The sequence below is a fragment of the Brevibacillus antibioticus genome, assembly GCF_005217615.1.
GTDB classification, from domain to species: Bacteria; Bacillota; Bacilli; order Brevibacillales; family Brevibacillaceae; genus Brevibacillus; species Brevibacillus antibioticus.
Genome location: NZ_SZNK01000001.1, coordinates 4,258,025 through 4,267,500, shown reverse-complemented (window position 1 = coordinate 4,267,500; position 9,476 = coordinate 4,258,025). Strand labels below are relative to the sequence as shown.

The 9,476-nt window shown below is 47.1% G+C and carries 6 protein-coding genes, 6 tRNA genes and 2 riboswitches (1 of these 14 cut by a window edge); of the genes, 11 read left to right on the top strand and 1 reads right to left on the bottom strand.

Going from position 1 to position 9,476, the window contains the following annotated elements; translation table 11 throughout:
• The 10 genes from E8L90_RS20365 to guaA all read left to right on the top strand — a co-directional run.
• Positions 1 to 38 (top strand) — tRNA-Thr (locus E8L90_RS20365); it begins 38 nt to the left of the window's first position.
• A gap of 4 nt (positions 39 to 42) precedes the next feature.
• Positions 43 to 117: transfer RNA gene (locus E8L90_RS20360), tRNA-Gln, on the top strand.
• An 8-nt stretch (positions 118 to 125) separates the two neighbouring features.
• Positions 126 to 201: transfer RNA gene (locus E8L90_RS20355), tRNA-Lys, on the top strand.
• A gap of 67 nt (positions 202 to 268) precedes the next feature.
• Positions 269 to 350, top strand: a tRNA-Leu gene (locus E8L90_RS20350).
• A gap of 51 nt (positions 351 to 401) precedes the next feature.
• Positions 402 to 477 (top strand) — tRNA-Gly (locus tag E8L90_RS20345).
• A 7-nt stretch (positions 478 to 484) separates the two neighbouring features.
• A tRNA-Arg gene (locus tag E8L90_RS20340) sits at positions 485 to 561 on the top strand.
• Positions 562 to 758: 197 nt separating this feature from the next.
• Positions 759 to 1,712 carry an AAA family ATPase gene (locus E8L90_RS20335; protein ID WP_137031046.1) on the top strand — a complete coding sequence of 318 codons (954 nt, stop codon included), beginning with the start codon at positions 759 to 761 and terminating at the stop codon, positions 1,710 to 1,712.
• A 14-nt stretch (positions 1,713 to 1,726) separates the two neighbouring features.
• Positions 1,727 to 2,932, top strand: coding sequence for a DUF58 domain-containing protein (locus E8L90_RS20330; protein ID WP_137031044.1), 1,206 nt, complete (start codon positions 1,727 to 1,729; stop codon positions 2,930 to 2,932).
• Between the two features lie 4 nt (positions 2,933 to 2,936).
• Positions 2,937 to 5,171, top strand: a complete 2,235-nt coding sequence (locus tag E8L90_RS20325) for a transglutaminase TgpA family protein (protein ID WP_167497613.1) — start codon at positions 2,937 to 2,939, stop codon at positions 5,169 to 5,171.
• Between the two features lie 20 nt (positions 5,172 to 5,191).
• Positions 5,192 to 5,294: riboswitch (purine riboswitch) on the top strand.
• A 158-nt stretch (positions 5,295 to 5,452) separates the two neighbouring features.
• Complete coding sequence (gene guaA, locus E8L90_RS20320) at positions 5,453 to 6,991, top strand: glutamine-hydrolyzing GMP synthase (RefSeq protein ID WP_137033535.1); 1,539 nt, start codon at positions 5,453 to 5,455, stop codon at positions 6,989 to 6,991.
• A gap of 67 nt (positions 6,992 to 7,058) precedes the next feature.
• On the opposite strand, the gene E8L90_RS20315 is transcribed toward guaA, so the two are convergent.
• Entirely contained in the window at positions 7,059 to 7,544 is a 486-nt protein-coding gene (locus E8L90_RS20315) for an NTF2 fold immunity protein (protein ID WP_137031042.1), read from the bottom strand.
• 159 nt (positions 7,545 to 7,703) lie between these two features.
• Positions 7,704 to 7,805, top strand: a riboswitch (purine riboswitch).
• 119 nt (positions 7,806 to 7,924) lie between these two features.
• On the opposite strand from E8L90_RS20315, the gene E8L90_RS20310 reads away from it, so the two are divergent.
• On the top strand, positions 7,925 to 9,301 hold the full coding sequence (locus E8L90_RS20310; protein WP_137031040.1) for an NCS2 family permease: 1,377 nt from the start codon (positions 7,925 to 7,927) through the stop codon (positions 9,299 to 9,301).
• The last annotated feature ends 175 nt before the right edge of the window (positions 9,302 to 9,476 follow it).

Sequence of the window (9,476 nt, the reverse complement as noted above, 5' to 3'; positions counted from 1 at the left end):
TCAGGGGGTTGTGGGTTCAAGTCCTATTGCCGGCACCACCATTGGGGTATAGCCAAGCGGTAAGGCAACGGACTTTGACTCCGTCATTCCTAGGTTCAAATCCTAGTACCCCAGCCATTTTTTGAGAGCCATTAGCTCAGTTGGTAGAGCATCTGACTTTTAATCAGAGGGTCGAAGGTTCGAGTCCTTCATGGCTCACCAGTTTTTTAGCTGAATAAGCAAAGCTGCGTGATAGTAACAGTAATCCCTTTTCTGTTCTAAGTAAAATGCGGGTGTGGCGGAATGGCAGACGCACCAGATTTAGGTTCTGGCGGGCAACCGTGGGGGTTCAAGTCCCTTCACCCGCACCATACTATGACAGAAAGCTTTGTCCTCAGTACAAACCTCATAAGATATAACATGCGGACGTAGCTCAATTGGTAGAGCGTCGCCTTGCCAAGGCGAAGGTCGAGGGTTCGAGACCCTTCGTCCGCTCCATTTATTTGTGCCCTTAGCTCAGCTGGATAGAGCGTTTGACTACGAATCAAAAGGTCGGGAGTTCGAATCTCTCAGGGCACGCCATATTTCATATGAAACCGAAGAGTAGGAATAGATCCTACTCTTTTTTTTATAATGATATGTGTATTTTTTCAATTTTTAAGCATTTTTTCCTTGTATCTCCTATTTGCATCTATTACTTTAGAATTACACTGAAAGCATGGAGGAACAGCTGTTACAAACCTGACGGAAGAATATAATAGAACAGGAGTTGTATCAACATGAACCCTATCAAATTGGAACAAGTAAATCCTGCAATAACCGGTTTAATCGATAATATAGAAAAAGTATTGATTGGTAAGCGCTCCGTGATTGAACTGATGGTAGCGGCTATTCTAGCGAATGGTCACGTTTTGCTAGAGGATGTACCAGGCGTTGGGAAGACCATGATGGTACGTGCATTGTCCAAATCAATCAGCGGTGAGTTTAAACGCATTCAATTTACCCCAGATTTGTTGCCAACGGATGTGACAGGGGTCGCTATTTTTAATCAAAAAAGCCTGGAATTTGAGTTCCGTCAAGGGCCGATTTTTGCAAATGTCATTCTTGCAGACGAAATCAACAGGACTTCACCCAAAACACAATCGGCACTCTTGGAAGCCATGGAAGAGCGCTCGGTAACAATCGATGGTTCTACGTATCGATTGGCAGAGCCATTTTTTGTGATGGCTACGCAAAACCCATTAGAGTATGAAGGGACCTTCCCATTACCTGAAGCTCAATTGGACCGATTCTTCATGCAATTAAGCTTGGGATATCCAACGGTAGAGGAAGAAATGCGGATGTTGTCCAGATTCTCGGCAGCGAATCCATTGGAAGAGCTTCAGCCGGTTATGTCCACCGCCGAGCTTGCGGAACTCCAGCGCCAGGTATCGACGATCAAGGTATCAGAAGGAATAAAAGAATACCTCGTGCGTCTATGTCATCGTACGCGTGAGCATCATCATATTTACTTAGGCGTGAGCCCGCGCGGTTCTCTTGCTCTTTTCCGGGCTGTTCAGGCGTTGGCCTTCGTTCGTGGACGTGACTATGTCATTCCAGATGACGTGAAGGAACTAGTTCCAGTAGTGTTTGCACACCGTATGATTGTGAAACCAGAAGCAAGACTGGAAGGAGCAACCGTAGATCGGGTGTTGGCTATGATCTTGTCTGAGACCCGTGTCCCGGTAAGCTAAGGCGGTGATTGCAGATGAGACAGAAAAGGTGGGGTAAGCTCAAGGCGATTGCATTAGTTCTGATTACTTATGTATTCGCAAAATTTCAAGGTGGCTTTTCAAGCTGGTTTCTTTTCTATAGTAGTTTGGTGTTTCTCCTATATGAAATTGTCGCTTATGTACTCATGTTCACGAAGCTAGAAGTCGAGCGTGAATTAGATCGCAATCGTCTGCAGGATGGGGAAGATGTCATTGTAACGATACGTCTGCGCCGGAGGATTTGGTTTCCGCTGGGCTGGAATATGATTATGGAGCCATTGCCGGCGAGGCTGGCTGGCGTGTATGAGCCGCATCGACAACTGATATTCCCGTGGTTCAAAAGGGAAGTCGAGTTTCGTTATGTCATACCCAATGTACCGCGCGGATACTATCGTCTCGAAGAATGTGTAGTAAGCGGCGGGGATTTTTTTGGATTTTTTGAGCGTCGCAAGGTTTATTCGATTTCTCAAGAGTTTCTCGTTTATCCAAAATACAAAGAATTGACCCATTGGGCCCTGGGGGATGGGAGCTTCAGTGGTACGGTGCATGTTTCCCATCGGCGCTCTGACGACGTTGCAGCAGTACGGGGCGTAAGAGACTATCATCGGGGCGATCGGTTGAGTCAAATTCATTGGCGAGCTTCCGCACGGGGGACGGGTCTGAAGACGAAGGAATTTGAGCATCAGGCAATGAATCAGGCTGTCTTTTTCCTTGATGTGGAGAAGACAAACTACCAAGGGAAGCCTGTGCACTTGTTCGAAACAGCGGTGAAGCTAGCCGCGAGTCTGATCGCTTTCGCCAATCGGAATCAATACCATTATGGGCTCGTGTACAAGCAAGCAGAACGTATATCGATACCACCAGGACTGTCCCATGCCCATTTCCTCAGAGTTTTTGATCAATTAGCTCGTGTCGCGCCAGAAGGACAAGAGTTATTTGCAAGAATTGTGGGAAGAGAAGCATTGGAGCAGCCTCAAGGTGTCACTTTGATCATTATTACACCGCATGTAGAAAAAACGTTGATCGGTCGTTTGATCACACTCGCTCAAAAAGGCAGACGGGTGCAGCTGTTTCTCATGCAGAACGAGTCAACCATTTCGCATGAACAAAAGCAAGCGTTGCAACTGCTTGGCGCAAACAAAGTAACATGTACGTCTATTCACATGGATGATCAAGAGTGGAAACGGATTGGAGGTGCATAGACTCATGAGCGTTTGGAAGCGTCCAACGATTTGGGAATGGGTCTTGGCCCTTTTTCTGTTCCTGATGTTAAGAGAGTGGCTTCTTCCTCTACAGACATTAACGGATACGGGCATTCTGTGGCCGTTTTATGCGATTGTGGGTGGAGTCATTATCATTGACCTGTTGATCCCTTATCGGTGGTTAACTTTGCCGATCAAAGCACTTGGGCTAATGGTGCTTTTGCATGCTACTTTATTTGACAAACCGTTTTTTGACTCGGATTGGATTGGTCAATTGTACGGACAGATGATTCACGATCTTCCGTTAGCGTTTCAACAGGATTGGGCCAGCATGTCGATCCTGTCGCGGAATACCATGTTTGATCTCGTTTTGGTGTTGTTAGCGACGATGTTAACGTATCTTGTGCTGGAACAACGGCAAGGCTTATGGTTTGTCTTTTTGACCGAACTGTATTTGGCAGTGTTGGATACGTTTCTCCCGTATGATGCCAGTTCAGGGGTTGTACGGACGCTGATTATTGGTTTCCTGATGCTGGCCATTAGTCATCTGATGAAGATGATGAACATGGCAACACTGGCAGGGAAGAGAAGCCGAATCATGCTCAACTCACTGCTGGCTTCGGTGATGGTCATTATGGCTTGTATAGGTATCGGTTATGCAGCACCGAAGGCAGGACCGTCATGGCCTGATCCGATCGCTTTTTTAACAGGGAAAGGAAGCGATACGCCTGTTGGTGTGATGAAAAAAGTAGGATACGACAACAACGACGAACGGTTAGGCGGTCCTTTCCTGCAAGATAACACATTAGTGTTTATTGCAAAGACGAACGAGCGTAGCTATTGGCGCGGTGACTCGAAGGACGTGTATACGGGAGTTGGCTGGGAAAAAGGCGATAGAGAGTATGAGTCAATCCTGGACCCGCAAACCTATACATGGGAGAATACGATGTTCCAAGGGCTTGAAACGAAAAAGGTTCAAGCTACATTAGAATTTAAAGGCCCGCAGCAATTCCCGACTGTCTTTTATCAAGGGCAGCTAAAAAAGGTGAGCAACTACGCTCCACCAGAGGCAACTGTTGTTTATGACAAAATGAATCAGCAACTTGAAGTACGGGCAGGAAAAATCAACTTGGTTCAGCTGAGTGAGAAAAACGGTCGGCCAGAGTACGGCCCCAATCCGCTTTTGCTCAAACTGAATCAATACAAGGTCGAGACCGAAGTACCGATTGTTAGTGAAAAGGCCGTGACGAATGCGGGGACGAACTATCCGGATGATATCAAAGAGCGCTATTTGCAGGTGCCAGCCTCGGTTCCTCCGCGAGTAAGAGAGCTAGCTGCAACGATTACCAAGGATGCGAAGACTCCTTATGACAAAGTGAGAGCGATCGAGAATTACTTGCGCTCAAGTGGAAAATATAAGTATGAAACGAAAGACGTTCCAGTCGCTGCAGAGGGCCAGGATTTTGTCGATCACTTCTTGTTTGACAGCCTTCGAGGGTACTGTGACCATTTTTCCACTTCGATGGCAGTTATGCTTCGTACCCTGGATATCCCGACACGTTGGGTCAAGGGCTTCGCACCTGGTGAACGAGTGGGAACGGATGCGTTTAACTACGAGACTTTAGAAGTGCGCAACAAGGATGCTCACTCGTGGGTAGAGGTCTACTTCCCGGGGATTGGTTGGGTTCCGTTTGAAGCGACGAGTACCTTCATGTCACCTGTTCGTTTTAATTATGATCTGGTCACTTCAAAGCCGGAGATCCCTGTTCCGTTGCCGAACCTGGCGAATCAAACGGACGGCGATCGTGGGAATGGACGTTTCAATGAGCTGGAAGAGGGAGACAGCCCAGCAGGTAGTGGGATTAAAATTCCTTGGCAAGTAAACGCGGGATTGGCTGTAGCCATTGTTGTGGCAGGAATTATCGTGTGGCGTCGCAGACAAGATATTCAGCTATGGTGGATGCGCAGGCAACTGAATCAAGAGCGAAGCAGTGAGTTCCCGGATCGGTACCATTTGCTGATGCAGATGATGGAGCGTGTCTACACGCGCAGACAGCCAGGAGAAACGTTGCGGGAGTACGTGGGCAGGATGACCCTGCCGGCAGACAAGCGACAAGACCTGCGCTATTTGACGGAGCTGTACGAACGTACCGTGTATGGCTACAAACAAATGGAACAAAATGCGAGAACTATAGCAGAGCAAATACTCGAACGGTTAATCCGTCAATTGAAGCCTTGAACAATGCCGTTCCATCTGCTAGAATGACGATCAATGAGACTCGTATAATGATCAGGAATAGGGCCTGAAAGTTTCTACCGCTAGACCGTAAATTTGGCGACTACGAGGAGAGCACATCGGATTTTTGTACATGCAAACCGCACATGTGTACACAAGCTGGGACGTTGCCTCCGTATTGTTTATCGGAGATAGCAGTCCTGGCTTTTTTGCAAATATGCGACAACTTCGCATGGCATGCCGACACTTGCACGTCCTGTATGTTACAGGAGAAGGGGGATATGATGGACAAGTCAATGGAAATGGTCGTCGTACTCGATTTCGGAGGCCAGTACAATCAGCTGATCGCGCGCCGTGTACGCGATCTGGGTGTTTATAGTGAACTGATACCGTTCAATACACCTGTTGAAAAAATTAAAGAGATGAATCCAAAAGGGATTATTTTCTCTGGTGGACCTGCTAGCGTGTACGAAGAGGGAGCACCAACTGTAGACCCTGCGATTTTTGATCTGGGCTTGCCTGTATTGGGTATTTGCTACGGAATGCAGTTGATGAGCCATTTGACGGGCGGAAAAGTAGAACGCGCGGGTAAACGCGAGTACGGAAAAGCTGAACTGCGTATGCAGCAAAAACATAGCTTGTACGACAAATGGGATACAAGCGAGATCGTGTGGATGAGCCACTCTGACAAAGTAGTGGAGCTCCCAACCGGATTTGTCATTGATGCGGTAAGCGACAGCTGCCCGGTAGCTGCGATCAGCAACCCTGAACGCCAGCTGTACGGCGTACAGTTCCATCCAGAAGTAGTTCATACTCAAAAAGGTACTGAGTTCATCGGAAACTTCCTGTTCAACATTTGTGGATGTGAAGCGAATTGGAGCATGACGACGTTCATCGAGGACGAGCTGGTTCGCATTCGTGAAACAGTGGGCAACAAGCAAGTACTGTGTGCATTGAGCGGCGGTGTGGATTCTTCCGTAGTAGCAGCGCTGATTCACAGAGCGATTGGCGATCAATTGACGTGCATGTTCGTTGACCACGGTCTTCTGCGCCAAGGGGAAGCAGAAGGGGTAATGGAGACATTCGGTGAGAAATTCTCCATGAAAGTGATCAAGATCGATGCTCGCGAGCGTTTTATGAGCAAGCTCAAAGGTGTATCTGACCCAGAGCAAAAGCGCAAAATCATCGGTAACGAGTTCATTTATGTATTCGATGAAGAAGCAGCAAAGCTGACAGATATGGACTTCTTGGCACAAGGTACGCTGTACACGGATATCGTAGAGAGCGGAACAGCCACTGCACAAACGATCAAATCGCACCACAACGTAGGCGGTTTGCCAGAAGACATGAAGTTCACGTTGATTGAACCGTTGAAAACATTGTTCAAAGACGAAGTGCGCAGACTGGGTACAGAGCTGGGCTTGCCAGATGAGATTGTTTGGCGTCAGCCATTCCCAGGACCAGGCCTCGGCATTCGTGTTTTGGGTGAAGTTACTGAAGAAAAACTGAAGATCGTTCGTGAATCCGATGCGATCTTGCGTGAGGAGATTGCCAAGGCAGGTCTCGATCGGGAAATCTGGCAGTACTTCACGGCTTTGCCAAACATGACGACCGTAGGTGTAATGGGAGATGTTCGTACGTATTCTTACACAGTAGGGATTCGTGCGGTAACGTCCATTGATGGTATGACCGCTGACTGGGCGCGCATTCCGTGGGATGTATTGGAGAAAATCTCTGTGCGTATCGTGAATGAAGTAGACAATGTAAACCGCATTGTGTATGATGTAACGTCCAAACCACCAGCAACAATTGAGTGGGAATAGGAACAAAAAATGACTCTCTTTTATTTGCGCGATTTGCGAATAAAAGAGAGTTTTTTTTGTCCAAGAATTATTTCGTTCCATACATCATGAGAAGCTTTCCATTTTCTTTGGCAAGAGCAATATAAATGACTCCACCTAGCCATCCCGGAGGAAGAGTTCCTTCGATAATCCAAGCTTCTGCAATCGGGTTATAGCTAATAGCGAAGGGAGTTTCCTTCAAAAATTGAGAATAGTGCTCCGCCAAATAGGAGAAGATTGCAGCGGCAACTGCATGTTCATCTGCAAGCTCACCAAAAGCAATTTCATCTCCAAACCGATCTTGCTTGCGAAGAGTGTCGCGATCGGCGAAATAGAGTTCAAACCTCCCATATAAATTCTCATCATACAAATCACGTTCTACGAAGCCATATTCGATGAGCTTTTCCTTTTGATGAATGTTGCGCTTGCTCTTTTTCTTATCGCCGACCCTTACAGTTATTCGATTAACTCGAAGTCGGTCACGTTCTCGCTCCTGCTCTGCTATTATTCGCTCCCAAGCATCCATATAGCTCATTTTGAATCACCCTAAAAGAGATTGTTGAGATCTGGAGGAATCTATGCAAGTATAACACAGGCCTTATTCGAAAATACCCGGATATTAATCTCATTCTGAAAATAAATGTTCGTATTTTCGTTGACATTCCCTATGTCACCTGATACACTTCTCAATGTGAGCAGGTAATATAGGAAGGTTCGTATATTCTTGAGAATATGGCTCAAGAGTTTCTACATGGTCGCCGTTAACGACTTGGCTACGAACAAAATGTCATCGGGATCTGATTTTGTTATTATATTTGGAATTATTCCCGGAGTGTTTTGTTTGATGGCCAGGCGCATGATAAGAGCGTCGAGGCCTTTTTTCTTGCCACAAGATTAGTATGGGGGGACTTATAGGTGCGGAAGTATTTCGAGTTTGACAAGCTAGGCACCAATTACCGACGCGAAATCATCGCGGGTATCACTACTTTTTTGGCAATGGCATATATCTTGGCTGTCAATCCATTCATTCTCAGTGGTGCTGACCTGCCGCCAGATTTGAAAGCAAACTATCCTGAATTTGGGGCTGTCTTTACCGCAACGGCTTTGGCTGCTGCTCTTGGTACACTGTTAATGGGTATTCTCGGACGTTTACCGATCGGTCAAGCTCCGGGAATGGGTTTGAACGCATTCTTTACTTATACCGTCGTTCTGACGATGCAAATTCCTTGGCAACAGGCTTTGGCTGGCGTATTCCTTTCTTGTACGATCTTTTTGATTCTATCCCTGACAGGTGTTCGGGAAGCGATCATCAAAGCGATTCCACAAAGCTTGAAGTATGCAGTTTCAGCAGGGATTGGTCTTTTTATCGCGTTTATCGGTTTGAAAAACGCGGGTATTATCGTAGCAAATGATGCCACCTTCGTAGCACTGGGACATCTGACCTTCTATCACGAGGGCATGAAGCCGGAAGCAATTTTGGCAGCGAAAAATGCGTTGCTTGCTGTGTTTGGTCTGATCGTGACGGTCATTCTGCTTTCTCGCAAAGTCAATGCGGGTATCTTTATCGGAATGTTGATTACGGCGATTACCGGGATGTTTTTCGGACTGGTGAATCTGCCTGAGCAAATCGTTTCTGCACCACCGAGCCTTGCTCCTACATTCGGTGCTGCGTTCCAATATCTCGGTGATCCATCCGCTTTGTTCACTGTGAACATGCTGATCGTTGTGTTGACGTTCTTGTTTGTAGACTTTTTCGATGCGACGGGTACGCTCTTGGGCGTAGCGAACCAAGCGGGATTGCTCAAAGAAGACGGCAATTTGCCTCGCCCAGGAAAAGCACTCGCTTCCGATGCGATTGCAGGTATGGCAGGTGCGGTACTCGGTACATCTACCACTACAGCTTATGTTGAATCGACAGCAGGGGTAGCGGCAGGTGGACGCTCCGGATTTACCGCAGTTGTCACAGGGATTATGTTCCTGTTGGCATTGTTCTTCTCACCGATTCTTGCGATTGTCACACCTGCGGTTACGGCTCCAGCGCTTATTATCGTCGGTGTTCTGATGGCTTCGCACATTGTAAAAGTGGCATGGGATGATCTGGACGAAGCGTTCCCTGCGTTCCTGACGATCTTGTTGATGCCATTGACTTACAGTATTGCAACAGGTATTGCGACGGGCTTCATTGTCTATCCAGTGATGAAGGTAATGAAAGGCAAGGCTCGCGAAGTACATCCGGCGATGTATGTGCTGTTCTTGGTCTTCCTGGCGTACTTCATCTGGTTGCGTGAATAGAACTTTTTGGGAATGGGGCTCTTCGTCTGCTGGACGGGGAGCTTTTCTTGCGCTATGATAGGAAAAATCTTTTTTCACGGAAGGATGGACCGATTCCTATGACAGGTCTAAACATGTTCCTTCAACAGCATCACCACACGTAGAGCGTTTGTATCTTCGGAAATTTTTCCGCAGG

Bases quoted from the DNA above. Each gene is read 5' to 3' on its own strand.
- E8L90_RS20325 (WP_167497613.1), top strand. From the start codon at position 2,937: ATGAGCGTTTGGAAGCGTCCAACGATTTGGGAATGGGTCTTGGCCCTT.
- E8L90_RS20315 (WP_137031042.1), bottom strand. From the start codon at position 7,544: ATGAGCTATATGGATGCTTGGGAGCGAATAATAGCAGAGCAGGAGCGA.
- E8L90_RS20335 (WP_137031046.1), top strand. From the start codon at position 759: ATGAACCCTATCAAATTGGAACAAGTAAATCCTGCAATAACCGGTTTA.
- guaA (WP_137033535.1), top strand. From the start codon at position 5,453: ATGGACAAGTCAATGGAAATGGTCGTCGTACTCGATTTCGGAGGCCAG.
- E8L90_RS20330 (WP_137031044.1), top strand. From the start codon at position 1,727: ATGAGACAGAAAAGGTGGGGTAAGCTCAAGGCGATTGCATTAGTTCTG.